The sequence below is a fragment of the Pseudomonas sp. NPDC088429 genome, from assembly GCF_044753305.1.
In the GTDB taxonomy this organism is placed as follows: domain Bacteria; phylum Pseudomonadota; class Gammaproteobacteria; order Pseudomonadales; family Pseudomonadaceae; genus Aquipseudomonas; species Aquipseudomonas rustica.
In genome coordinates, this window is the sequence record NZ_JBIVMX010000033.1 from 1 (window position 1) to 23,844 (window position 23,844).

General features: G+C 58.9%; 23 protein-coding genes. 16 read left to right on the plus strand and 7 right to left on the minus strand.

Features of this window, described 5'->3' with window-relative positions:
* Positions 1–717: ornithine carbamoyltransferase (argF, locus tag ACIP66_RS17225; RefSeq protein ID WP_400649375.1), on the plus strand; the 717-nt coding region annotated here is incomplete at its 5' end.
* On the plus strand, positions 714–1,823 hold the full coding sequence (locus ACIP66_RS17230; protein ID WP_212548824.1) for an ABC transporter ATP-binding protein: 1,110 nt from the start codon (positions 714–716) through the stop codon (positions 1,821–1,823). The genes argF and ACIP66_RS17230, both read left to right, overlap by 4 nt.
* 78 nt (positions 1,824–1,901) lie before the next feature.
* Here ACIP66_RS17230 and ACIP66_RS17235 read toward each other — a convergent pair whose 3' ends face one another.
* Positions 1,902–2,684: a PhzF family phenazine biosynthesis protein gene (locus ACIP66_RS17235; RefSeq protein WP_400649378.1), complete on the minus strand. Its 783-nt coding sequence runs from the start codon at positions 2,682–2,684 to the stop codon at positions 1,902–1,904.
* A 98-nt stretch (positions 2,685–2,782) separates the two neighbouring features.
* The gene (gene ybaK, locus ACIP66_RS17240; RefSeq protein WP_400649381.1) at positions 2,783–3,253 is read right to left on the minus strand and encodes a Cys-tRNA(Pro) deacylase; all 471 of its coding nucleotides are present in this window, start codon (positions 3,251–3,253) and stop codon (positions 2,783–2,785) included.
* Positions 3,254–3,614: 361 nt separating this feature from the next.
* Between ybaK and ACIP66_RS17245 the strand changes: the two genes are divergently transcribed.
* From ACIP66_RS17245 to ACIP66_RS17295, 11 genes are all read left to right on the plus strand, one after another.
* On the plus strand, positions 3,615–4,466 hold the full coding sequence (locus tag ACIP66_RS17245) for an MIP/aquaporin family protein (protein ID WP_400649384.1): 852 nt from the start codon (positions 3,615–3,617) through the stop codon (positions 4,464–4,466).
* A 77-nt stretch (positions 4,467–4,543) separates the two neighbouring features.
* The gene (gene glpK / locus ACIP66_RS17250; RefSeq protein ID WP_212546291.1) at positions 4,544–6,046 is read left to right on the plus strand and encodes a glycerol kinase GlpK; all 1,503 of its coding nucleotides are present in this window, start codon (positions 4,544–4,546) and stop codon (positions 6,044–6,046) included.
* A 95-nt stretch (positions 6,047–6,141) separates the two neighbouring features.
* Complete coding sequence (locus tag ACIP66_RS17255) at positions 6,142–6,897, plus strand: DeoR/GlpR family transcriptional regulator (RefSeq protein WP_007916700.1); 756 nt, start codon at positions 6,142–6,144, stop codon at positions 6,895–6,897.
* A gap of 244 nt (positions 6,898–7,141) precedes the next feature.
* The gene (gene glpD, locus ACIP66_RS17260) at positions 7,142–8,683 is read left to right on the plus strand and encodes a glycerol-3-phosphate dehydrogenase (protein ID WP_400649387.1); all 1,542 of its coding nucleotides are present in this window, start codon (positions 7,142–7,144) and stop codon (positions 8,681–8,683) included.
* A gap of 431 nt (positions 8,684–9,114) precedes the next feature.
* Positions 9,115–10,041, plus strand: coding sequence for a glutamate/aspartate ABC transporter substrate-binding protein (locus tag ACIP66_RS17265; protein WP_400649390.1), 927 nt, complete (start codon positions 9,115–9,117; stop codon positions 10,039–10,041).
* A 193-nt stretch (positions 10,042–10,234) separates the two neighbouring features.
* Positions 10,235–10,981: an amino acid ABC transporter permease gene (locus tag ACIP66_RS17270; RefSeq protein WP_053123437.1), complete on the plus strand. Its 747-nt coding sequence runs from the start codon at positions 10,235–10,237 to the stop codon at positions 10,979–10,981.
* On the plus strand, positions 10,981–11,652 hold the full coding sequence (locus ACIP66_RS17275; protein ID WP_003227756.1) for an amino acid ABC transporter permease: 672 nt from the start codon (positions 10,981–10,983) through the stop codon (positions 11,650–11,652). Before ACIP66_RS17270 ends, ACIP66_RS17275 begins: the two co-directional genes overlap by 1 nt.
* Complete coding sequence (locus ACIP66_RS17280; RefSeq protein ID WP_053123439.1) at positions 11,649–12,383, plus strand: amino acid ABC transporter ATP-binding protein; 735 nt, start codon at positions 11,649–11,651, stop codon at positions 12,381–12,383. The genes ACIP66_RS17275 and ACIP66_RS17280 overlap by 4 nt, the downstream gene beginning before the upstream one ends.
* Positions 12,384–12,636: 253 nt before the next feature.
* Entirely contained in the window at positions 12,637–14,538 is a 1,902-nt protein-coding gene (locus ACIP66_RS17285) for an ATP-binding protein (RefSeq protein WP_400649395.1), read from the plus strand.
* Complete coding sequence (locus ACIP66_RS17290; RefSeq protein WP_400649397.1) at positions 14,535–15,863, plus strand: sigma-54-dependent transcriptional regulator; 1,329 nt, start codon at positions 14,535–14,537, stop codon at positions 15,861–15,863. The genes ACIP66_RS17285 and ACIP66_RS17290 overlap by 4 nt, the downstream gene beginning before the upstream one ends.
* Before the next feature lie 11 nt (positions 15,864–15,874).
* Positions 15,875–16,213: a GlpM family protein gene (locus ACIP66_RS17295; RefSeq protein ID WP_008079444.1), complete on the plus strand. Its 339-nt coding sequence runs from the start codon at positions 15,875–15,877 to the stop codon at positions 16,211–16,213.
* A gap of 107 nt (positions 16,214–16,320) precedes the next feature.
* On the opposite strand, the gene ACIP66_RS17300 is transcribed toward ACIP66_RS17295, so the two are convergent.
* Positions 16,321–16,989 (minus strand): DsbA family oxidoreductase, encoded by a 669-nt coding sequence (locus tag ACIP66_RS17300; RefSeq protein ID WP_212546295.1) that lies wholly within the window; start codon positions 16,987–16,989, stop codon positions 16,321–16,323.
* A 212-nt stretch (positions 16,990–17,201) separates the two neighbouring features.
* The gene (locus ACIP66_RS17305) at positions 17,202–18,236 is read right to left on the minus strand and encodes an alpha/beta fold hydrolase (protein WP_400649400.1); all 1,035 of its coding nucleotides are present in this window, start codon (positions 18,234–18,236) and stop codon (positions 17,202–17,204) included.
* 203 nt (positions 18,237–18,439) lie between these two features.
* Here ACIP66_RS17305 and metR point away from each other — a divergent pair, with 203 nt between their 5' ends.
* Positions 18,440–19,357, plus strand: a complete 918-nt coding sequence (gene metR / locus ACIP66_RS17310) for a transcriptional regulator MetR (protein WP_008087231.1) — start codon at positions 18,440–18,442, stop codon at positions 19,355–19,357.
* A gap of 83 nt (positions 19,358–19,440) precedes the next feature.
* On the opposite strand, the gene ACIP66_RS17315 is transcribed toward metR, so the two are convergent.
* The 3 genes from ACIP66_RS17315 to ACIP66_RS17325 are packed head-to-tail and all read right to left on the minus strand — an operon-like array spanning position 19,441 to position 21,046.
* On the minus strand, positions 19,441–19,947 hold the full coding sequence (locus tag ACIP66_RS17315; RefSeq protein ID WP_400649441.1) for a GNAT family N-acetyltransferase: 507 nt from the start codon (positions 19,945–19,947) through the stop codon (positions 19,441–19,443).
* A gap of 2 nt (positions 19,948–19,949) precedes the next feature.
* On the minus strand, positions 19,950–20,588 hold the full coding sequence (locus ACIP66_RS17320; RefSeq protein WP_282359200.1) for a LysE family translocator: 639 nt from the start codon (positions 20,586–20,588) through the stop codon (positions 19,950–19,952).
* Positions 20,589–20,611: 23 nt separating this feature from the next.
* Positions 20,612–21,046, minus strand: coding sequence for an NUDIX domain-containing protein (locus ACIP66_RS17325; protein ID WP_400649404.1), 435 nt, complete (start codon positions 21,044–21,046; stop codon positions 20,612–20,614).
* A 251-nt stretch (positions 21,047–21,297) separates the two neighbouring features.
* Between ACIP66_RS17325 and ACIP66_RS17330 the strand changes: the two genes are divergently transcribed.
* Both ACIP66_RS17330 and ACIP66_RS17335 read left to right on the plus strand, forming a co-directional pair.
* The gene (locus ACIP66_RS17330; RefSeq protein ID WP_400649407.1) at positions 21,298–22,086 is read left to right on the plus strand and encodes a response regulator transcription factor; all 789 of its coding nucleotides are present in this window, start codon (positions 21,298–21,300) and stop codon (positions 22,084–22,086) included.
* Between the two features lie 109 nt (positions 22,087–22,195).
* Entirely contained in the window at positions 22,196–23,815 is a 1,620-nt protein-coding gene (locus ACIP66_RS17335) for an FMN-binding glutamate synthase family protein (RefSeq protein WP_212548818.1), read from the plus strand.
* Positions 23,816–23,844 lie beyond the last annotated feature (29 nt).

A 23,844-nucleotide genomic window follows, 5' to 3' on the forward strand; every position in this document is an offset into this window, starting at 1 on the left:
GGTCAGGCGATCTTCCTCTCGCCGCGCGACACCCAACTGGGCCGTGGCGAGCCGATCGGTGACTGCGCCATCGTCATGTCGAGCATGCTCGATGCGGTGATGATCCGTACCTTTGCCCACAGCACCCTGACCGAATTCGCCGCCAACTCGCGCGTGCCGGTGATCAACGGCCTGTCCGATGACCTGCACCCGTGCCAGTTGCTGGCCGACATGCAGACGTTCCTCGAACATCGCGGTTCGATCCAGGGCAAAACCGTGGCCTGGATCGGCGACGGCAACAACATGTGCAACAGCTATATAGAAGCGGCGATTCAGTTCGACTTCCAGTTGCGGGTCGCGTGCCCGGAAGGTTACGAGCCGAACCCGGAATTCGTCGCCAAGGCTGGCGATCGCGTGACCATCGTCCGTGATCCACAAGACGCCGTGCGCGGCGCGCATCTGGTGAGCACCGACGTCTGGACTTCGATGGGTCAGGAAGAGGAAACTGCCAAGCGCCTCAAGCTGTTCGCGCCGTTTCAGGTCAACCGTGCGCTGCTCGACCTCGCTGCCGAGGACGTGTTGTTCATGCATTGCCTGCCGGCGCACCGTGGCGAAGAAATCAGTCTCGACCTGCTTGATGACCCGCGCTCCGTCGCCTGGGATCAGGCAGAAAACCGTCTCCACGCACAGAAGGCCCTGCTCGAGTTCCTCGTTGAACCGGCATATCACCACGCATGAGCCATGAATTACTGCTGAACCTGCGCAACCTCGCTTGCGGCTATCAAGATCAACGTGTGGTGCAGAACCTCAATCTGCACCTCAACGCCGGTGACATCGGCTGCCTGCTCGGCTCGTCCGGCTGCGGCAAGACCACCACCCTGCGCGCCATCGCCGGTTTTGAACCGGTGCACGAGGGCGAAATCACCCTTGGCGGCGAGACCATTTCCAGCGCCGGTTTCACCTTGGCGCCGGAGAAACGCCGGATCGGCATGGTGTTCCAGGACTACGCGCTGTTTCCACACCTGAGCGTCGCCGACAACATCGCCTTTGGTATCCGCAAGCATCCGAACAAGGAGCGCGTCACCGAAGAGCTGCTGGAACTGGTCAACCTGAAAAATCTCGGCAAGCGTTTCCCGCACGAGCTATCCGGTGGTCAGCAACAACGTGTCGCCCTCGCCCGTGCGTTGGCGCCGGAGCCGCAATTGCTGCTGCTCGACGAGCCGTTCTCCAACCTCGATGGCGAGCTGCGCCGCAAGCTCAGCCATGAGGTGCGCGACATTCTCAAGGCCCGTGGCACCAGCGCGATTCTGGTCACCCACGATCAGGAAGAAGCCTTTGCCGTCAGCGATCACGTTGGCGTGTTCAAGGAAGGTCGGCTGGAACAGTGGGACACGCCGTACAACCTGTATCACGAACCGGCGACGCCATTTGTGGCGAGTTTTATCGGTCAGGGTTACTTCATTCGCGGTCAGCTTGGTAGCCCGGAATCGGTGCAGACTGAGTTGGGCGAACTGCGCGGCAATCGGGCTTATACCTGGCCGATTGGCGGGGCGGTGGATGTGTTGCTGCGTCCGGATGACATTGTTTATGCACCGGACAGTTCGTTGAAAGCGCGGATTGTCGGCAAGACGTTCCTCGGGGCCTCGACCTTGTATCGCCTGCAACTGCCGACGGGTGCGCAGCTGGAATCGATTTTCCCGAGCCATGCTGATCATCAGGTCGGTGCGGAAGTAGGGATTCGGGTTGCGGCTGAACACTTGGTGCTGTTCCAGGCCTCCGGCAGCACTGCTGCGCAGATCCCGGCAGTTGAGAACGGCGTCCGCCGCTACAACACCGCCCTTTAAAGATCAAAAGATCGCAGCCTTCGGCAGCTCCTACAGGGATCAATGTAGGAGCTGCCGAAGGCTGCGATCTTTTAGCTTTTAACCCAGGATCAGGGTGCCGCTCGCGACGAGCGTTGCATGCCCGCCAATCTTCACCCGCTCACCTTCCAGCCGACAAAACAACTCCCCGCCCCGCGCCGAGCGCTGGCACGCGGTCAGGCTCGATTTGCCCAGACGTTTTGACCAATACGGAATCAAGCTGCAGTGCGTCGACCCGGTCACCGGATCTTCATTGATGCCAATCGCCGGGGCGAAATAGCGCGAGACAAAATCATGCTGATTACCGCGCGCGGTGACGATTGCACCGAGCCACGGCAGTTTGGCCAGCGCGACCATGTCCGGCTTGCAATCGAGTACGGCCTGCTCCGACTCCAGCACCACAAACAGTTCGTTCGAGCCGAGCACATCAACCGCTTCAACGCCCAGCGCCCGCTCGACATCCAGGGTCACGCCAATCTCTGACGGCACGATCGAGGGGAAATCCAGCCACAAACGCCCGTCTGCCCGCGTCACGCTCAACGGCCCGGACTTGCAAGTGAAGTCGATACGCTCGGCCGTTTCCTTATAGATCTCGAACAACACATAAGCGCTGGCCAGCGTCGCATGCCCGCACAACGGCACTTCAGTGGTAGGAGTAAACCAGCGGATATGCCAGGCCGAACCTTCACGCACCAGAAACGCGGTTTCCGCCAGGTTGTGTTCACCCGCGATCTTTTGCATCAAATCATCGGCGAGCCACGCATCCAGCCGATAAATCATAGCCGGGTTGCCACTGAACAGCCGCTCACTGAATGCGTCAACCTGATGAAACTCGAGCTGCATAACCTTCTCCTTAAGTCAGTCGGCAGAGCATGCAATGCGGGCCGGATCAGCGCCAGCGACAGAACCGGCCAATTTTCTTCATACAGAATCAGCCAACATTACGCACGACCGATGTCGGCGAATTTGGCCTGGGTGTGTTCTGCGAGCACGGCGGGTGCCAATTCGACTTCCAGCCCACGCCGGCCGGCGCTGACATAAATAGTCGCAAAAGCCTGAGCCGAACTATCGATGAAGGTGCGCAGACGCTTTTTCTGCCCCAATGGACTGATACCGCCCAGCAGATAACCGGTGGATCGCTGCGCCGCTGCCGGGTCAGCCATCTCGACTTTTTTCACCCCCGCCGCCTGCGCCAGACCTTTGAGGTCGAGGCTTCCGACGACCGGCACTATGGCCACCAGCAGCTCACCTTTTTCACTCGCCGCCAGCAAGGTTTTAAACACCTGCGCTGGCTCTAGCGCCAGTTTTTCCGCAGCCTCCAGCCCGTAGGACGCGGCCTTCGGGTCATGTTCGTAACTGTGCACGCGATGTTCGGCACGAACTTTTTTCAACAAGTCCAACGCAGGGGTCATGGCAGCTCCAGGCTCGGCAATGGCAGAAAATCCTGCGCCGGATTTTAGGACATCGAGCCGTAAAAGGCTCTATCCCGGCCCCGAATTACGCGGCTTTGCAGGTAATTCACAACGCTAAGAAAGCGGTCACCCGGTGAGTCATTCATGCGACTGATAGTTCTATTGTGACTGACTGTTCACTTTCGACCTTTGACAGGTTTGTTTCTTGTCTATATTTTTTCGAATCTGAATAATGTAAGAATTATCATCATTGCAGCACTCAGCAGTAAACCGGGAAACGAATGGGGATTCCGACCCGGTGAAAATCGCGCCTTGCCCTGTCGGCAATCGCGCCAGACAACAACAAAAATTGAGGTTTTCAATGACAACTGCTTTACAGCAACCATCGCTTTCGAGCCAATGCATGGCCGAGTTTCTGGGTACTGCACTTCTGATCTTTTTTGGCACTGGCTGTGTCGCCGCGCTCAAAGTCGCGGGCGCCAGCTTCGGCCTGTGGGAAATCAGCATCATCTGGGGTGTCGGCGTGAGCATGGCGATCTACCTCACGGCCGGGGTTTCCGGCGCGCACCTGAACCCGGCCGTCAGCATCGCCCTGGCAATCTTCGCCGACTTCGAAAAGCGCAAACTTCCCTTCTATATTCTCTCGCAGATCGCCGGCGCCTTCTGCGGCGCGCTGTTGGTTTACACGCTGTACAGCAATCTTTTCTTCGATTACGAACAAACTCACCAAATGGTTCGCGGCTCGGCCGCCAGCCTTGAGCTGGCCTCGGTGTTCTCAACGTTCCCGAATCCAGTGCTGTCCACCGCCCAGGCATTCCTGGTCGAGATGATCATCACTGCGATCCTGATGGGCGTGATCATGGCCCTGACCGACGACAACAATGGTCTGCCAAGAGGCCCGATGGCGCCGCTGCTGATCGGCTTGCTGATCGCGGTGATCGGCAGCTCGATGGGCCCGCTGACCGGTTTTGCGATGAACCCGGCGCGTGACTTCGGTCCGAAACTGATGACTTTCTTCGCTGGCTGGGGTGAAATTTCCTTCACTGGCGGCCGCGATATTCCGTACTTCCTGATTCCGATTTTTGCACCGATTGTCGGTGCCTGCCTCGGCGCTGCCGGGTATCGCGGGTTCATCGCCCGTCACCTGACCGGCGCCACACCTGCTACAAAGGATGCAGAACCGGCCATTGACGGCAAACCAAGAACTTCTTGAAACAGTCGGCGCAGACTCCTGCCCATCCGAGCCTGCGCCACGGCCCAATCACCCTTATTTCGTCCAAGGCAATCGACATGACCGACATTCAGAATAAGAACTACATCATTGCCCTCGATCAGGGTACGACCAGCTCTCGCGCGATTATTTTTGACCGCGACGCGAACGTGGTCTGCACCGCGCAGCGCGAATTCGCTCAGCATTACCCGCAAGCCGGTTGGGTCGAACACGATCCGATGGAAATCTTCGCCACCCAAAGTGCGGTGATGGTTGAAGCGCTGGCACAGGCCGGTCTGCACCACGACCAGGTCGCGGCCATCGGCATCACCAACCAGCGTGAAACCACCGTGGTCTGGGACAAGACCACCGGTCGCCCGGTCTACAACGCCATCGTCTGGCAATGCCGCCGCAGCACCGAAATCTGCCAGCAGCTCAAGCGCGATGGCCACGAGCAATACATCAGCGACACCACCGGTCTGGTCACCGACCCGTACTTCTCCGGCACCAAACTGAAGTGGATCCTCGACAACGTCGAAGGCAGCCGCGAGCGTGCGCGCAACGGCGAGCTGCTGTTCGGCACCGTCGATAGCTGGCTAATCTGGAAATTCACTGGCGGCAAGGTGCACGTCACCGACTACACCAACGCCTCGCGCACCATGCTCTTCAACATTCACTCGCTGGAGTGGGACGCGAAGATGCTGGAGATCCTCGACATCCCGCGCGAGATGCTTCCGGAAGTCAAAGCGTCATCGGAAATCTACGGCCACACCAAGAGCGGCATCGCCATCGGCGGTATCGCCGGCGACCAGCAAGCGGCGCTGTTCGGTCAAATGTGCGTAGAACCAGGTCAGGCGAAAAACACCTACGGCACCGGCTGCTTCCTGCTGATGAACACCGGCGACAAAGCGGTGAAATCGCAGCACGGCATGCTCACCACCATCGCTTGCGGCCCGCGCGGCGAAGTCGCTTACGCCCTGGAAGGCGCGGTATTCAACGGCGGTTCGACCGTGCAATGGCTGCGTGATGAACTGAAAATCATCAACGACGCCCACGACACCGAATACTTCGCCAATAAAGTGAAGGACAGCAACGGCGTGTACCTGGTGCCAGCCTTCACCGGTCTGGGCGCTCCGTACTGGGATCCGTACGCCCGTGGCGCACTGTTCGGCCTGACGCGCGGCGTTCGCGTGGATCACATCATCCGCGCCGCGCTGGAATCGATCGCCTACCAGACCCGCGACGTGCTCGACGCCATGCAACAGGATTCCGGCGAACGCCTCAAAGCCCTGCGCGTGGACGGCGGTGCGGTGGCGAACAACTTCCTCATGCAATTCCAGGCCGACATCCTCGGTACTCAGGTCGAGCGCCCGCAAATGCGCGAAACCACGGCACTCGGTGCGGCGTATCTGGCCGGTCTGGCGTGCGGTTTCTGGGGCAGCCTGGAAGAGCTGCGCGGCAAAGCGGTGATCGAGCGCGAGTTCGAGCCGAGCCTGGACGAAGTAGAAAAAGAGAAGCTGTATAAAGGCTGGAAGAAAGCCGTCAGCCGCACCCGTGACTGGGCGCGTGAAGATGCTGAATAAGCCAACCTGAGTACTTGTAAAGGCTTGTAACTGGTAGGGAGGAGATTCCTGCGGCATCATGGGCAAATTTTGCACGGCAGCCCAAAGGAAGCCCCATGAATCTGCCTCCCCGTCAGCAGCAAATCCTCGAGCTGGTTCGCGAACGCGGCTATGTGAGCATCGAGGAAATGGCCACGCTGTTCGTTGTTACCCCGCAAACCATCCGCCGCGACATCAATCAGCTCGCGGAAGCCAATTTGCTCCGTCGCTACCATGGCGGCGCGGCCTACGATTCCAGTGTTGAAAACACGGCCTATGCGATGCGCGCCGATCAAATGCGCGATGAAAAACAACGCATCGGTGAAGCCATCGCCGCACAAATCCCCGATCACGCCTCGCTGTTCATCAATATCGGTACCACCACCGAATCGATTGCCCGCGCCCTGCTCAATCACAACCATCTGAAGATCATCACCAATAACTTGCATGTGGCGTCGATGCTCAGTGCCAAGGATGATTTCGATGTGCTGCTGACTGGCGGCAATGTTCGTCGTGATGGCGGAGTTGTTGGTCAGGCGAGTGTGGATTTCATCAATCAGTTCAAGGTTGATTTCGCGCTGGTCGGGATCAGCGGGATTGATGAAGACGGCAGCTTGCTGGATTTTGATTATCAGGAAGTGCGGGTTTCGCAGGCGATCATTGCCAATGCGCGGCAGGTGATTCTGGCGGCGGACTCGAGCAAGTTCGGGCGTAATGCGATGATTCGGTTGGGGCCGATCAGCTTGATTGATTGTTTGGTGACGGATCAGCAGCCGGTGCCGGCTCTGGCGCAGTTGTTGAGTCAGCACAAAATTCGGCTGGAAGTCGTTTAACCCCCAAGATCAAAAGATCGCAGCCTTCGGCAGCTCCTACATGGGTTCACTTGACCTGTAGGAGCTGCCGAAGGCTGCGATCTTTTGCTTTTAATGTTCGAAAATTTTCCTTTCTCTGCCCTTCGATGAGTTTTTTCAATCGAAGTCGACTGGCTGTGCGCGTCTTTATCGGCTACCATTTTCGCAAATGAACATTAATGTTCGATTTCCAATATAGAAAATCAAAAGAGCCTGAGGCCAGCCGATGTCCACATCTACCTTGCGTACGCCCCCTATCTCCGAGATCTACGACCTCGCCGTTATCGGCGGCGGGATCAATGGGGTGGGGATCGCAGCGGATGCCGCCGGTCGCGGTCTCTCGGTGTTCCTTTGCGAAAAGGACGACCTCGCCAGCCACACCTCGTCGGCCAGCAGCAAGCTGATCCACGGTGGCCTGCGCTACCTCGAACATTACGAATTCCGTCTGGTGCGCGAAGCACTGGCCGAGCGCGAAGTGCTGCTGGCCAAAGCCCCGCACATCGTCAAGCCAATGCGCTTCGTGCTGCCGCACCGTCCGCACCTGCGTCCCGCGTGGATGATTCGTGCCGGCCTGTTCCTGTATGACAACCTCGGCAAGCGCGAAAAACTGCCAGGTTCGAAAAGCCTCAAGTTCGGCGCCGACAGCGCACTGAAAAGCGAAATCAAGAAAGGTTTCGAATACTCCGATTGCTGGGTCGACGACGCTCGCCTCGTGGTACTCAACGCCATGGCCGCCCGCGAAAAAGGCGCCCACGTACACACCCAGACCCGTTGCGTCAGCGCCCGTCGCGCCAAAGGTTTGTGGCACCTGAACCTGGAACGCGCCGACGGCAGCCTGTTTTCGATCACCGCCAAAGCGCTGGTGAACGCCGCCGGCCCGTGGGTTGCCAAGTTCATTCGTGACGATCTGAAGATGGAATCGCCGTACGGCATCCGTCTGATTCAAGGCAGCCACATCATCGTGCCGAAACTGTACGAAGGCGATCACGCGCACATCCTGCAAAACGAAGATCAGCGCATCGTCTTCACCATTCCATACTTGAACAACCACTTCACCCTGATCGGCACCACCGACCGTGAATACACCGGCGACCCGGCGAAAGTGGCGATTACCGACGGCGAAACCGATTACCTGCTGAAAGTGGTCAACGCACACTTCAAGAAACAAGTCAGCCGCGAAGACATTCAGCACAGCTACTCGGGCGTGCGTCCACTGTGCAACGACGAATCCGACAACCCGTCGGCCGTCACTCGCGATTACACCTTGGCGCTGTCCGGCAGCACTGAAGAAGCGCCGCTGCTGTCGGTGTTCGGCGGCAAGTTGACCACCTACCGCAAACTCGCCGAATCGGCGATGGCGCAACTGATGCCGTTCTTCACCCAGATGCGCCCGAGCTGGACGGCCACCGCCACCCTGCCCGGCGGCGAAGACATGACCACGCCGCAAGCCTTGAGCGCGATGATTCGCGACAAGTACGACTTTGTGCCGAGCGAGATCGCGCGTCGCTGGTCGACCACGTACGGCAGCCGCACCTGGCGCATGCTCGAGGGCGTTGAAACCCTCGCCGACATGGGCGAACACATTGGCGGCGGGCTCTACACCCGTGAAGTCGATTACCTGTGCAGCGAAGAGTGGGCGACCTCGGCGCATGACATTCTGTGGCGTCGTAGCAAGCTGGGGTTGTTTACCACTCCGGCGGAGCAGGAGAAGCTTGCGGCGTATCTGGGTAAGGTTGAGCAGAACCGTAGCAAAATTGAAGCGGCGTGATTTGAACATTGGTTAAACAAAAAGCCCCTGAATCGTAAGGTTCAGGGGCTTTTTTTGTTTGCCTGACACACCGCCACCCCTGTAGGAGTGAGCCTGCTCGCGATGGCGGTGTGTCAATCAACATACCTGGCGCCTGACACACCGCCATCGCGAGCAGGCTCACTCCTACAAAAACTCGTTCGGTTTTCCGAACGAGACTCCCCGATCAATTCGGTAAACCGGATCACTCCTCACAAAAAAATCCGCCATAAAACTTTAATCTCCTTATAAATCATAACCTTAACCAATTCAGACTGGTCTGGCACGAGTCATGCTCTACACTCTCTCGACGAATGCCTGTTGTGCCAACACTTCAGGAGCCGTCAGGCATTCGAAGCACAAAAGGGCCGACGAACTGGCTCCATAAAAAAAACAATGTCGAGGAAAATTTGATGCGCATCGTTCCCCATATCCTGGGCGCAGCCATTGCTGCCGCTCTGATCAGCACGCCAGTTTTCGCCGCCGAACTCACCGGCACCCTGAAGAAAATCAACGATTCGGGCACCATCACGCTCGCTCACCGCGACAGCTCCATTCCGTTTTCCTACATTGCAGATGCTTCCGGCAAACCAGTGGGCTACTCCCACGACATTCAGGTGGCCATCGTTGAAGCCCTGAAAAAAGACCTGAACAAGCCCGATCTGCAGGTCAAATACAACCTGGTGACCTCGCAAACCCGTATCCCGCTGATCCAGAACGGCACCGCGGATATCGAGTGCGGCTCGACCACCAACAACGCCGAACGCGCTCAGCAAGTCGACTTCACCGTCAACATCTTCGAAATCGGCACCCGTCTGCTGGTCAAGAAAGACAAGGATGGCAGGCCGTCCTACGCTGACTTCGCCGACCTCAAAGGCAAAAACGTCGTGACCACTGCTGGCACCACGTCCGAGCGCATCATCAAAGCGATGAACGCCGACAAGCAGATGGGCATGAACATCATCTCCGCCAAAGACCACGGCGAATCCTTCAACATGCTGGAAAGCGGCCGCGCCGTTGCCTTCATGATGGACGACGCTTTGCTGGCCGGCGAAGAAGCCAAGGCCAAGAAGCCGAACGACTGGATCATCACCGGTACTCCACAGTCGTTCGAAGCCTACGCGTGCATGGTTCGTAAAGACGACCCGGCCTTCAAGAAAGCCGTCGATGACGCCATCGTGGGTCTGTACAAGTCTGGCGAGATCAACAAGATCTACAGCAAATGGTTCGAGAGCCCGATCCCACCGAAAGGCCTGAACCTGAACTTCCCGATGAGCGACAAGGTAAAAGATCTGATCGCCACCCCGAGCGACAAGCCGGCGCCTGACGTAAAAATCTGATTCCTGACTAACCTTATCTCCTGAGGGAGTCACCCTCCCTCAGGCGTCTGTTACTACCTGCTGGCTGTACTGTGGAACACTCGACCTGGCGGTTTTCGAGCCGATCGCGTGTGCCCGGCGTTCAACGTCGGACGGGAAAGGATTTTCCCCGAGCGGGTGCTTGTACATCGATCGATCTCGAGGGGAGACCCTAATGAATTACAACTGGGACTGGGGCGTGTTCTTCAAGTCCACCGGCGTCGGCAGCGAGACTTATCTCGACTGGTACGTCACCGGTTTGGGCTGGACCATTGCCATTGCCATCGTGGCATGGATCATCGCCTTGCTGCTGGGCTCCATTCTGGGGGTCATGCGCACTGTGCCAAACCGCATCGTATCGGGCATCGCGACCTGCTACGTGGAACTGTTTCGTAATGTGCCGCTGCTGGTTCAGCTGTTCATCTGGTACTTCCTGGTACCCGACCTGCTGCCGCAAAACCTGCAGGACTGGTACAAACAAGACCTCAACCCGACCACCTCGGCTTACCTGAGCGTTGTCGTGTGCCTGGGCTTGTTCACCGCTGCGCGTGTTTGCGAGCAAGTGCGTACCGGTATTCAGGCGCTGCCACGCGGCCAGGAATCCGCCGCGCGTGCCATGGGTTTCAAGCTGCCGCAGATCTACTGGAACGTGCTGCTGCCCCAGGCCTACCGCATCATCATTCCGCCGCTTACCTCGGAATTCCTCAACGTCTTCAAGAACTCCTCCGTGGCGTCCTTGATCGGTTTGATGGAATTGCTGGCACAAACCAAACAGACCGCCGAATTTTCGGCCAACCTGTTTGAAGCCTTCACCCTGGCCACGCTGATTTACTTCACCCTGAACATGAGCCTGATGCTGCTGATGCGCGTGGTCGAGAAGAAAGTCGCGGTGCCTGGCCTGATCTCCGTGGGGGGCAAATAATGGACTTCGATTTCAGCGGCATCATCCCCGCTATCCCGGGCCTGTGGAACGGCATGGTGATGACCTTGCAGTTGATGGTCATGGGCGTCGTCGGCGGCATCGTGCTCGGCACGATCCTGGCGCTGATGCGCCTGTCGTCGAGCAAACTGCTGTCACGCGTGGCCGGCGCTTATGTGAACTACTTCCGTTCGATCCCGCTGCTGCTGGTGATCACCTGGTTCTACCTGGCGGTGCCGTTCGTGCTGCGCTGGATTACCGGTGAAGACACGCCGATCGGCGCGTTCACCTCCTGCGTCGTGGCCTTCATGATGTTCGAAGCCGCGTACTTCTGCGAAATCGTCCGCGCCGGTGTGCAGTCGATCCCTAAAGGTCAGATGGCCGCTGCACAGGCGATGGGCATGACCTATGGCCAGACCATGCGTCTGATCATCCTGCCTCAGGCGTTCCGCAAGATGACGCCGTTGCTGCTGCAACAGTCGATCATCCTGTTCCAGGACACCTCGCTGGTTTACACCGTGGGTCTGGTGGACTTCCTCAACTCCGCCCGCTCCAGCGGCGACATCATTGGCCGTTCCAACGAGTTCCTGATCTTCGCCGGTGTCGTCTACTTCATCATCAGCTTTTCCGCCTCGCTGCTGGTCAAGCGTCTGCAAAAAAGGTTCGCCGTATGATCTCTATCAAGAACATCAACAAGTGGTATGGGGACTTCCAGGTACTGACGGATTGCAGCACCGAGGTCAAAAAAGGCGAAGTGATCGTGGTCTGCGGCCCGTCCGGTTCGGGTAAATCGACCCTGATCAAATGCGTCAACGCGCTGGAGCCGTTCCAGAAAGGCGACGTCGTGGTTGACGGTACGTCGATTGCCGATCCGAAGACCAACCTGCCGAAACTGCGTTCGCGCGTCGGCATGGTGTTCCAGCATTTCGAACTGTTTCCGCACCTGACCATCACCGAAAACCTGACCATCGCGCAGATCAAGGTGTTGGGCCGCAGCAAGGAAGAGGCGACCAAAAAAGGTCTGCAACTGCTCGAGCGCGTTGGCCTCTCGGCGCACGCGCACAAGCATCCGGGGCAACTGTCCGGTGGTCAGCAACAGCGTGTGGCAATTGCCCGTGCGCTGGCGATGGATCCGATCGTCATGCTGTTCGACGAACCGACCTCGGCGCTCGACCCGGAGATGGTTAACGAAGTGCTCGACGTGATGGTGCAACTGGCTCACGAAGGCATGACCATGATGTGCGTCACCCACGAAATGGGTTTTGCGCGCAAAGTGGCCGATCGCGTGATCTTCATGGACGCCGGCAAGATCATCGAAGACTGCCCGAAAGAGGAATTCTTCGGCGACATCAAGGCCCGCTCCGAACGCGCGCAGCACTTCCTCGAGAAAATCCTGCAGCACTAAAAGCAACACACCCGCACCCTGTCTGTGGGGTGCGGGCTGCCTGACAATGAGATCCCCTGTGGCGAGGGGATTTATCCCCGTCCGGCTGCGCAGCAGTCGTAAAACCTGTGCATGCGGTCTTTCAGTTAAACCGCAGTGATGGTTTTGGGGCTGCTTCGCAACCCAACGGGGATAAATCCCCTCGCCACAGAGTCCACCTCCAAACCAGCGGTGATTCACAAACAAGTGTTGTGGTTGACCCAAGGCATCTGTGATGAAATGCGACCCCAATCTCTATCGCGCCGCGCCGCCATCACTTGCCGTGAAGCCCCGTCTGATTCGTCATTTGTTCCTGCCGCCGCTGATCATCATTTTGATGGTCGGGTTGGGTTACGCCGGGTTCTGGGTCAGTGAGCATTTTGGCATTCGCAACCTCAGCGAAAACGGCCAGCGCCAGCTCGAACTGAACGCCCGCGCGGTCGAAAGCGAGATCAGCAAATACACCTACCTGCCCAGCCTGCTGGAACTCGAAACCAGTGTGTCGCGGCTGTTGGCCGACCCGACCCCGGAACACCGGCAAACGGTCAACGCTTACCTTGAAGGCCTGAACCGACGCAGTCGCAGTCGGGCCATCTACGTCATGGACACCACCGGCCGCGTCATGGCCACCAGCAACTGGCGCGATGTCGACAGTTACCTCGGTGAAGACCTGTCCTTCCGTGCCTATTTCCAGAAAGCCGTGCGCGGTGAACCCGGGCGTTTCTACGGCATTGGCAGTACCAACGGCGAACCCGGTTACTACCTCGCCCACGGCCTCGAAGAGCACGGCAAGATCATCGGCGTCGCCGTGGTCAAAGTTCGTCTGGAAGCCATGGAAGAACGCTGGCAGCGCGCGCGTCTGGAAGCGTTTGTCAGCGATGAAAACGGCATCATCATTCTTTCCAGCGATCCGGCACGCCGGCTCAAATCAGTGATTCCGCTGAGCGAGGAAACCAAAGAAAAACTCGCCCGCAGCCTGCAGTACTACTGGTTCCCGCTAATCGAACTGCAACCGCTGGCCCGCGAAACATTGGCCGAAGGTGTGGAGAAACTCACCTTCCCGGCCAACAGCGAAGTGCAGTCAGGCGAGGACGACATCAGCTACCTGGCGCAGACCCGGCCGCTAAGCGACACGCCGTGGAATTTCACCCTGCTCACGCCGTTGCAGGACTTGCGTCGCGAGGCGATCAACCAAGGCATTCTCGTCGCCGTGGCGTTCGCACTGGTCGCCTTCCTGTTGATCGCCTGGAACGAGCGACGCAAGGTTATCGCCACCCGCCTCGCCGCCCGCGAAGCCTTGCAGGAAGCCAACAATCAACTGGAGCGTCGGATTACCGAACGCACCACCGACCTGCGCGCCAGCAACGAGCGCTTGAAGAGTCAGATCCGCGAACGCCGTCAGGCCGAAGAGACCTTGCGCCGCGCGCAGGATGAATTGGTGCAGGCCGGCAAACTCGCGGCCATCGGCCAGATGTCGACCAGTATCGCCCACGAATTGAATCAGCCACTGGCCGCGATGCGCACGCTCTCGGGCAACACCGTACGTTTTCTGGAACGTGGCCAGCTCGACGTCGCCAGCACCAACCTCAAGACCATCAATGACCTGATCGACCGCATGGGCCGGATCACCGCGAGCCTGCGTTCGTTCGCCCGCCGGGGTGACAATCAGGGTCAGGCCAGTCTCGGCAAAGCCGTGGACGCCGCGCTGCAATTGCTCGGTGCGCGCGTTGAGCATGCGACGCTGCAAATCCATCGGCAGTTCATCGACGTGCAAGTGCAGATCGACCAGACTCGCCTCGAACAGATCCTGGTCAATCTGGTCGGCAACGCCCTCGATGCGATGCAGGCGCAACCGCAGCCCGAACTGTGGCTGGAAGGCGAAGAATTCAACGGCAAATATCGCCTGCGCGTGCGCGACAACGGTCACGGCATCGACGCCGAGGCGCGCAAGCATCTGTTCGAACCGTTCTTCACCACCAAACCCGGCGAACAAGGCCTGGGTCTGGGCCTGACGCTTTCCGCCAGCCTCGCCGCTGCCACCGGCGGTCATCTGGGTGTCGAACACCCGGGCGGCGGCGGAACCACTTTCGTCCTCAGTTTACCGTTGGTAAGCCCTACTCCCGCCGAGCCAATATGAACCAAGAACTCAGTGTGCTGATCGTCGAAGACGACCCCCATGTGCTGCTCGGCTGCCAACAAGCGCTGACGCTGGAAGACATTCCCTGCGTCGGCGTCGGCAGTGCCGAAGAAGCGCTGGAGCGGGTCGGCGACAATTTTGCCGGCATCGTCATCAGCGATATTCGCCTGCCGGGCATCGATGGCCTCGAACTGCTCACGCGCCTCAAGGCCCGCGACCGCAGCCTGCCAGTGGTGTTGATCACCGGGCATGGCGACATCTCCATGGCCGTCGGCGCGATGCAGAAAGGCGCCTACGATTTCATGGAAAAACCGTTCTCGCCGGAACGTCTGGTCGATGTTGCACGACGTGCGCTGGAGCAACGCAGCCTCGCTCGTGAAGTGTCGTCGCTGCGTCGGCAACTGGCCGAACGTGATTCCCTCGAAGGACGCATCATCGGTCGCTCGCCGGCCATGCAGAACCTGCGCGAACTGATCGCCAACGTCGCCGACACCTCGGCCAACGTGTTGATCGAAGGCGAAACCGGTACCGGTAAAGAACTGGTCGCCCGTTGCCTGCACGATTTCAGTCGGCGCCACAGCAAACAGTTCGTCGCGCTGAACTGCGGTGGTCTGCCGGAAAACCTCTTCGAAAGCGAAATCTTTGGTCACGAAGCCAACGCCTTCACCGGTGCCGGCAAACGGCGCATCGGCAAAATCGAACACGCCGACGGCGGCACGCTGTTCCTCGATGAAGTGGAAAGCATGCCGCTGCCGTTACAGATCAAACTGCTGCGCGTGTTGCAGGAACGCACCCTCGAACGCCTCGGCTCGAACCAGAGCGTGGCGGTGGATTGCCGGGTGATCGCGGCGACCAAATCCGACCTCGACGAGTCGAGCAAGGCTGGCGAATTCCGCAGCGATTTGTACTACCGCCTCAACGTGGTGACGCTGGAATTGCCGCCCCTGCGCGAGCGCCGCGAAGACATTCTGCAACTTTTCGAACACTTCACTCAGCAATCGGCCCTGCGCTTCGACCGCGCGTTGCCGGAGCTGGACAACCAGACCTTGTCGAACCTGATGAGCCACGACTGGCCGGGCAACGTGCGTGAATTGCGTAACGTTGCTGAGCGCTTTGCTCTCGGCCTGCCGGCGTTCAAAAAGTCCGGTGCCAACAGCGGCGGACAAGGCCTCGGCTTTGCCGAAGCGGTGGAAGCCTTCGAACGCAACCTGCTCAGCGATGCATTGCAGCGCAGCGGCGGCAACCTGACTCAGGCCAGTCTTGAGTTGGGCATGGCCAAGACCACGCTGTTCGACAAAGTGAAAAAATACGGCCTGAGCCATTAAGCGAGAACGACGTGGATCTGTTTTTCAAAGCGCTGTTGGGCGCAGCGGTGGTGCTGATCATCGCGGCGCTGTCGAAGACCAAAAACTATTACATCGCAGGATTGGTGCCGCTGTTTCCGACGTTTGCGCTGATTGCGCATTACATCGTTGGCAAGGGGCGCTCGATTGAAGATTTGAAGACCACCATCGTGTTCGGGATGTGGTCGATCATTCCGTACTTCGTCTATCTGGCGACGTTGTATGTGATGGTAGACCGGATGCGGCTGGAGGCGTCGTTGGCGGTGGCGGCGGTGGCTTGGTTGATGGCGGCTACGGTGTTGGTGACGGTTTGGGTGCGCCTGCACAGCTGACGAACACCGATGCACTGTAGGAGCTGCCGAAGGTTGCGATCTTTTGATCTTGCTGTTTAAAAGATCAAAAGATCGCAGGCTTCGGCAGCTCCTACAGGGGTAGGTGTTTAGCCGTTGACGGTGCCGCCTTTTGACTCGGCCATGATCTGCCGAATGGCCCCGACAAATGTTTCTACCGGTTGTCCGCCCGTCACCGCGTACTGGCCGTTAAACACCACCGTCGGCACCGAACTCACCCCGCGCTGCAACCATACCTGCTCTTCTTCGCGCACTTCGTCGGCAAACTCGTCCGACGCCAGAATCGCCTCGGCCCGCTGGCGATCCAGCCCGACACTCTCAGCAATCTGCACCAGTTGGCCGTGATCGGAAGGATTGCCGCCATCGCTGAAATACGCTTTGAACAACGCCTCCTTCAACGGCAACTGCAAACCCTCAAGCTCCGCCCAATGCAGCAAACGGTGCGCATCGAAGGTGTTGTAAATGCGGCTGTTGGAATCGGTGCGAAAAGCAAACCCCAGTTCTGCACCACGAGCGCGGATCGCGTCGCGATTCTTCTGCGATTGCTCCGGCGTCGAGCCGTACTTTTCTTGAATGTGCTCGGCGATGTTCTGCCCGTCGGCGCCCATTTTCGGGTTCAGCTCGAACGGCTGGAAGCGGATCTCGGCCTGCACTTCGTTGCGCAGGATTTCCAGCGCTTCCAGCAAGCCATACAAACCAACGACGCACCACGGGCAGGACACGTCGCTGACAAAATCGATTTTCAGAGCGGAATTCATCAAACACCTCGCAGGGGAAATCGTGCGGGAAAGTTTGCACGATACACCCTGATCACCTTGCACCTGTAGGAGCTGCCGAAGGCTGCGATCTTTTGACGTTGTCCTTAAGATCAAAAGATCGCAGCCTTCGGCAGCTCCTACAGGGGAACGCATTCCAAATGTGTGTGCGGGCTTGCTCGCGAAGAGGCCCTGGCCAACCACGAATCTGATGGTTACAGCAGATTCCCCCCCACCACCGGCTCAATCTGCGCCCAATGCGAAGTATCTTCACGATGCGCCTGCAAATACGGCAACACCGCCGCCAACAACGGTTCCTTGAACGCCTCCTGGAACCGATGCGCCAACCCCGGAATCAGCTTCAACTGACTGCCACGAATATGCGCCGCCAGGTGCACGCCATGCATCACCGGCAACAACGGATCGGCCGTGCCATGCACCACCAGCGTCGGTACGCGCAGCTGGTTGAGCAACGCGACACGGCTAGGCTCGGCGAGGATCGCCATGATCTGCCGCTTCACACCCTCGGGATTAAACGCGCGGTCATAGGAAGCCGCTGCCTGTTGCAGCAAAACCTGCCGATCATCGGTCACCGCCGGGCTACCCAGCGCCGCCAGCAAATCCGCCTGCTGCTCCAGCGCCACCTGACGATTCGGTGCGCCACGTCGCGACAACAACTGCACCAGCGCTGCACTCGGCGCCGGCAAGCCTTCCGCGCCAGAAGTGGTCATGATCAACGTCAGGCTCTCGACCCGCTGCGGCGCCATCGCCGCCATGTGCTGAGCGATCATGCCGCCCATGCTCGCGCCCAAGACGTGGAATTGCTCAACATGCAGGGCGTCCATCAGGCCTAACGCGTCGTCAGCCATATCGGTCAGGCTGTACGGCGCCGACACCGGCAGACCGAGTTTGTAGCGCAGCACTTCGAAGGTCAGGTTGGCCTCTTCCGGCGCCTGTCGCCAGGTCGACAATCCGACGTCGCGGTTGTCGTAGCGGATCACCCGAAAACCCTGCTGACACAGCGCCACCACCACCTCATCCGGCCAGTGGATCAACTGCCCGCCGAGGCCCATCACCAGCAACAACGCCGGATCCGACGCGCGACCAATGCTCTGATAAGCAATGCTGACTTGTTGCAAATCGACGTGCTCGGTCGGCACGTTGACATCGCAACGCGCGGCCGCCATCGACGGCGCACCGAACAAAAGCGCGGCCAAGATGGCCGCGACTGATAAAAACAACTTGTGCATGAAAAACACCGAAACGCAGAACCCCAGTAGAGCGCGAGTCTGATGAAGTTTGTTCAAGCGCGCTGCCACAGTTGCGTGACAGTTTGATGAAGAGTGCCGAGCGGTCATTGCGCCTCTCGATCAGACGCGGTCGACAGCCCCGCCAACATGAGACAAACTCACCACCATCGCTGAATCAGCAAATTTTGTTCATGGAGCCATCGGTGCTTGAGATCCGCCACTTGAAAACCCTGCATGCCCTGCGCGAGGCCGATAGCCTCGTTGACGCGGCGGATCGTCTGCATCTGACGCAGTCGGCGCTGTCCCACCAGTTCAAGGAACTGGAAGAGCGTATGGGCATGCAATTGTTTGTGCGCAAGACCAAACCAGTGCGTTTCACCAGCGCCGGTTTGCGCCTGCTGCAACTGGCCGATGCGACCCTGCCGCTGCTGCGTGCCGCCGAGCGTGACATCAGCCGCTTGGCCGGTGGCACCGCCGGGCGTTTGCACATGGCGATCGAATGCCACAGCTGCTTTCAGTGGCTGATGCCGACCATCGACCAGTTCCGCGATGCCTGGCCGGAAGTCGAGCTCGATCTGGCCTCGGGTTTTTCCTTTGCACCGCTGCCGGCATTGGCGCGGGGCGATCTGGATCTGGTGGTGACGTCCGATCCGCTGGAAATCGCTGGTATCACTTATGTGCCGCTGTTCACTTATGAAGCGATGCTGGCGGTGGCCAATCAGCATGCGCTGGCGAGCAAACCGTACATCGTGCCTGAGGATTTGCTCACGGAAACATTGATCACTTATCCGGTGGAGCGTGATCGGCTGGACATCTTCACGCGCTTCCTAGAACCGGCGGATATTGAGCCGGCGCAGGTACGGACTTCAGAGCTTACGGTGATGATGATGCAACTGGTCGCCAGTGGTCGTGGCGTGTGCGGCATGCCGCATTGGGCGCTGCACGAATACAGCTCGCGCGGTTACGTGAAGGCCAAGCGGCTGGGCGAGAAAGGCCTGTTCGCCACGCTGTACGCGGCGATCCGTGCGGACATGCTGGATGCGCCGTACATGCGCGATTTCTTGCTGACGGCGAAGGACACTTCATTCTCGACACTGGATGGGGTTAGCGCAGTTCGCTAAAACCCAAATCAAAAGATCGCAGCCTTCGGCAGCTCCTACACAAAACCCTGTAGGAGCTGCCGGAGGCTGCGATCTTTTGATCTTTATGCCTGAGGCAGTTCACGCCACATATGGATCTTGTCGAAGTAGTCTTCGCCAACCCGCACCGCCAATGGCTCCAGACCAAACTGGATAAAGCCGCAACGCTCATAGAGTTTGAACGCCGCGTCATTCCCGGCAGTGACGGTCAATTGAACGACCTTCAACGCCGGATGATTCTGCGCCTCGGCAATCGCCGCTTGCACTAGTTCAACCCCCAAACCGTGCTGTCGAAAACCCGCCGACACATACATCCCGAACAACGTGGCTTTATGCCGAGCCTTCTCCCGAGGTTCAAACGCCAGCCCGACAATTCCGGCCAGCGTGCCACCCTCGAATGCCCCCAGCACCACATCGAGCTTGCTGGTCAGCCGCCCTTCCCACCAGCTCAACGGCATCACCGCGCGCTCACGCACGCTGGAGGTAAACGCCTGCGGATGGCGATCGTAAGCCTCCAGCATCAACTCCCGATAAGCCAGGGCATGACTGGCATCCAGCCGTTCTATCCACATGCTCAAGCCGCCCTTCGTTGCTCAAGCATCAATCGCACGGCCAACCCGGCCAACACAAAACCCATGAAATAACGCTGCATCGCCAGCCACGTCGGATTGCGCACGAACCACGACGCAATTCCTGCCGCGAACAATGCGATCAGCAGATTGACGGTGAAACTCACGCTGATCTGCGTCAGCCCGAGGATGAGGCTTTGGGTGAACACCGAGCCGTGCTCAGGCGTGATGAACTGCGGAAACACCGAGAGATAAAAAACCGCAATTTTCGGGTTCAATGCACTGGTGAGAAAACCCATGGTGATCAGTTTGCGCGACGAGTCTGGCGGCAGTTGCTGCGCCTCGAACGGCGAACGCGCACCGGGCTTCACCGCTTGCCACGCCAGCCACAGCAGGTACAACGCACCCGCCCACTTCAACACTTCATAGGCCATCGGCACCGCGAGGAACACCGCCGTCAAACCCGCTGCTGCGGCAAACATATGCACAAAGAACCCCGCGACCACGCCCAGCAACGAGGTGACCCCGGCCCTGCGCCCCTGGCAGATCGAACGCGAGATCAGGTAGATCATGTTCGGCCCCGGCGTCAGTACCATCAGTAACGCGGCGGCGGCGAATATCAGCAGGTCTTGAAGCGGGATCATGGCAAAGTCCTTTGCGTGGATGATCAGGCGATGGCGGTCAGCGAGGCTCGATAAAACGGCAGGATCACATCGCGTGTCAATGGCGCCAAAACGACATCGCCGTCAGTGGCCGGGTCGATCCAGATCACTTCTTCGATTTCCGCTGCCGGGGAAACGTCGGCGTTGATTGTCAGCTGAAAGATATCGGCCTGTACGACACATCCCGGTTCGTTGGCAGCAGGTGCAGAAAACTGACCCAGGAAGATCGCCTGCGCCGGATCGATTTGCAGATCCAGTTCTTCTTCCAGCTCACGGGCCAGGGCATGCACCGGCAATTCATGCGCTTCGATCTTGCCGCCCGGTTGCATGAACGCCGTAGTGCCGCGTTTGCGTACCAGCAGAGTGCGACCGTCCGGGCCGATCAACAGAGCGGCGGCGATGCGGATGATGGAAGTGGCAGCACCGGAAAGCGTCGACATATAAACAAACCCCAAACTCAAAAAACGCCAAGGATCCCACGCAAACCTGCCATACGCCATAGAACCCCCGTAGGAGCTGCCGAAGGCTGCGATCTTTTGATCTTGTTTTTTTCAGGATCAAGATCAAAAGATCGCAGCCTTCGGCAGCTCCTACAGGGGGGGTGAATCGCCGGCCAATTCCACGATTGCCCCGTGCGTAGGTCTGGGCCAGTATGCGCAGCAGCATCCGGCCGGGCATTCAAGGTAAACCGATGACACTTTCCTTCGACGACATCACCTGGCACCGCGCCGTCGGGCAATTGATCGAGGCGCTGGACAAGCCGAATTTCTGGGCGCAACTGGTGCGTTTGCTTGATCAGTACATGCCGTTCGATAGCTGGGTGGCGCTGCTGTTCAGTTCAGACCAACACCCGCAAGTCTTCGCCGCCAGCCCCGGCGTGGAAGGTATCCCGGACGCCCTGTTCGAAGATTACCTGCGCGGCGTGTACCTGCTCGACCCGTTCTATATCGCCAGTCGCGAACAATCGCGCTCGGGGTTGTATCGTCTGTGGGAGGTCGCGCCCGAGCATTTTGAGCAGACCGAGTATTACCAGCGATACTTTCGTCTGAATGTGGTCGCCGACGAAATCCAGTTCAATTGTCAGCTCGAAGGTGATCGCACGTTGTGTCTGTCGCTGGGCAGCAAACAGCGTTTCAGCAGCGAGCAGATTGCCTTGTTGTCACTGATCCAGCCGTGGGTGCTCGCGCTGTTGCGCCAGCGTCTACCCTATGAAACCAACGAAACTACCGCGCCCGCCTCCGCCGATTGGCGGGTGCAACTGGAAACTTCGGTGCAACAACTCAAGGGCGCGCAACTGACCGCCCGCGAACTGGATGTCGGGCGTTTGATGCTCAGCGGTTGCTCCAGTAAAGAAATCGCCCGTAAGCTGGAAATCTCCGTAGAAACCGTGAAAGTCCATAAGAAACACATGTACAGCAAGCTGGGGATCAAATCCCAGTCCGAGCTGTTTTCGATTTTTCTTCAGGCACAAAACGCCTGAAAAGATCGCAGCCTGCGGCAGCTCCTACAGTGGGCAAGCCATGCACTGACTTGTAGGAGCTGCCGCAGGCTGCGATCTTTTGAACCTGAGTCCGAACCAAGGAAACCGTATGAGCCTGTCACTCCTGAGCCGCTACGCCTTCTTTGCCGTCTGCGTGATTTTCACCCTCGCCAGCCTGCCTTTTCTCGACCACGACTGGCTGTGGCCGATCACCGCCGTCACCGGTGTCCTCAGCCTGATCGGTGTGTTCGACCTGCTGCAGACCCCGCACGCGGTGCGCCGCAACTACCCGATCCTCGGCAACATCCGCTACCTGGTTGAAGGCATCCGCCCGGAAATCCGCCAATACCTGCTGGAATCCGACAGCGACGCCCTGCCCTTCTCCCGCGCCCAGCGCTCGCTGGTTTACTCGCGAGCGAAAAACGAAACCGCCGACAAACCGTTCGGCACGCTGATCGACGTTTACCAGTCCGGCTTCGAATTCATCGGCCACTCGATGCGTCCGGCGCCGTTGAGCGATCCGAACAGTTTCCGCGTTACCGTCGGCGGCCCGCAGTGCTCGCAGCCGTATTCGGCGTCGGTGTTCAACATCTCGGCGATGAGCTTCGGCTCGCTCAGCGCCAACGCCATTCGTGCGTTGAACCAAGGCGCAAAACTCGGCAACTTCGCCCACGACACCGGCGAAGGTAGCATCAGCCCGTATCACCGGGAAAACGGCGGCGACCTGACGTGGGAACTGGGCAGCGGCTACTTCGGCTGCCGCACCAGCGACGGCCGGTTCGACCCGGAGCGCTTCGCCACCCAAGCGCAAAACCCGCAAGTAAGGATGATCGAAATCAAGATGAGCCAAGGCGCCAAACCCGGCCACGGCGGCATCCTGCCGAAACACAAAGTCACCAAAGAAATCGCTGAAACCCGTGGGATCATGATGGGCGAAGACTGCGTATCGCCATCGCGTCACAGCGCGTTTTCCACGCCGATCGAAATGATGCATTTCATCCAGCAACTGCGCGAACTGTCGGGCGGCAAACCGGTGGGCTTCAAATTCTGCCTCGGCCATCCTTGGGAGTTCATGGGCATCGCCAAAGCCATGCTGGAAACCGGCATCCTCCCCGACTTCATCGTCGTTGACGGTAAAGAAGGCGGCACCGGCGCGGCGCCCGTGGAATTCACCGACCACATCGGCGTGCCGATGCGCGAAGGTCTGCTGTTTGTGCACAACACCCTGGTTGGCCTTAATCTGCGCGACAAGATCAAACTCGGCGCCAGCGGCAAGATCGTCAGCGCCTTCGACATCGCCAGCGTGCTGGCCATCGGCGCCGACTGGGCCAACTCGGCGCGCGGCTTCATGTTCGCCATCGGCTGCATTCAGTCGCAAAGTTGCCACACCAATAAATGCCCGACCGGCGTCGCCACACAGGACGCTTTGCGCCAACGTGCGCTGGTGGTTCCGGACAAAGCGCAGCGGGTGTTCAACTTCCATCGCAGCACGCTGAAAGCGCTGGCGGAAATGCTCGCGGCGGCGGGGCTTGAGCATCCGTCGCAACTGTCGGCCAAGCATCTGGTGCGACGCATGTCGGCAACCGAGATCAAGCTGTTTTCCGAGCTGCACGTGTTCTTGAAACCCGGTGAATTGCTCACGGGCGAAGTGAGCGGCGCATTCTATTCGCGGATGTGGCAGATGGCGCGGGCGGACAGTTTTGAGCCGAATGAAATCGCAGCGGCATAAGGTTGAATGCGCCAGTCTTAACCACAGGC

Bases quoted from the DNA above. Each gene is read 5' to 3' on its own strand.
- ACIP66_RS17315 (WP_400649441.1), bottom strand. From the start codon at position 19,947: ATGTGGATAGAACGGCTGGATGCCAGTCATGCCCTGGCTTATCGGGAG.
- ACIP66_RS17285 (WP_400649395.1), top strand. From the start codon at position 12,637: ATGAAATGCGACCCCAATCTCTATCGCGCCGCGCCGCCATCACTTGCC.
- ACIP66_RS17305 (WP_400649400.1), bottom strand. From the start codon at position 18,236: ATGCACAAGTTGTTTTTATCAGTCGCGGCCATCTTGGCCGCGCTTTTG.
- ACIP66_RS17320 (WP_282359200.1), bottom strand. From the start codon at position 20,588: ATGATCCCGCTTCAAGACCTGCTGATATTCGCCGCCGCCGCGTTACTG.
- ACIP66_RS17300 (WP_212546295.1), bottom strand. From the start codon at position 16,989: ATGAATTCCGCTCTGAAAATCGATTTTGTCAGCGACGTGTCCTGCCCG.
- ACIP66_RS17265 (WP_400649390.1), top strand. From the start codon at position 9,115: ATGCGCATCGTTCCCCATATCCTGGGCGCAGCCATTGCTGCCGCTCTG.
- ACIP66_RS17275 (WP_003227756.1), top strand. From the start codon at position 10,981: ATGGACTTCGATTTCAGCGGCATCATCCCCGCTATCCCGGGCCTGTGG.
- glpD (WP_400649387.1), top strand. From the start codon at position 7,142: ATGTCCACATCTACCTTGCGTACGCCCCCTATCTCCGAGATCTACGAC.
- ACIP66_RS17255 (WP_007916700.1), top strand. From the start codon at position 6,142: ATGAATCTGCCTCCCCGTCAGCAGCAAATCCTCGAGCTGGTTCGCGAA.
- ACIP66_RS17290 (WP_400649397.1), top strand. From the start codon at position 14,535: ATGAACCAAGAACTCAGTGTGCTGATCGTCGAAGACGACCCCCATGTG.
- ACIP66_RS17335 (WP_212548818.1), top strand. From the start codon at position 22,196: ATGAGCCTGTCACTCCTGAGCCGCTACGCCTTCTTTGCCGTCTGCGTG.
- ACIP66_RS17230 (WP_212548824.1), top strand. From the start codon at position 714: ATGAGCCATGAATTACTGCTGAACCTGCGCAACCTCGCTTGCGGCTAT.
- ACIP66_RS17270 (WP_053123437.1), top strand. From the start codon at position 10,235: ATGAATTACAACTGGGACTGGGGCGTGTTCTTCAAGTCCACCGGCGTC.
- ACIP66_RS17280 (WP_053123439.1), top strand. From the start codon at position 11,649: ATGATCTCTATCAAGAACATCAACAAGTGGTATGGGGACTTCCAGGTA.
- ACIP66_RS17235 (WP_400649378.1), bottom strand. From the start codon at position 2,684: ATGCAGCTCGAGTTTCATCAGGTTGACGCATTCAGTGAGCGGCTGTTC.
- ACIP66_RS17245 (WP_400649384.1), top strand. From the start codon at position 3,615: ATGACAACTGCTTTACAGCAACCATCGCTTTCGAGCCAATGCATGGCC.
- ACIP66_RS17330 (WP_400649407.1), top strand. From the start codon at position 21,298: ATGACACTTTCCTTCGACGACATCACCTGGCACCGCGCCGTCGGGCAA.
- ACIP66_RS17325 (WP_400649404.1), bottom strand. From the start codon at position 21,046: ATGTCGACGCTTTCCGGTGCTGCCACTTCCATCATCCGCATCGCCGCC.
- ybaK (WP_400649381.1), bottom strand. From the start codon at position 3,253: ATGACCCCTGCGTTGGACTTGTTGAAAAAAGTTCGTGCCGAACATCGC.
- glpK (WP_212546291.1), top strand. From the start codon at position 4,544: ATGACCGACATTCAGAATAAGAACTACATCATTGCCCTCGATCAGGGT.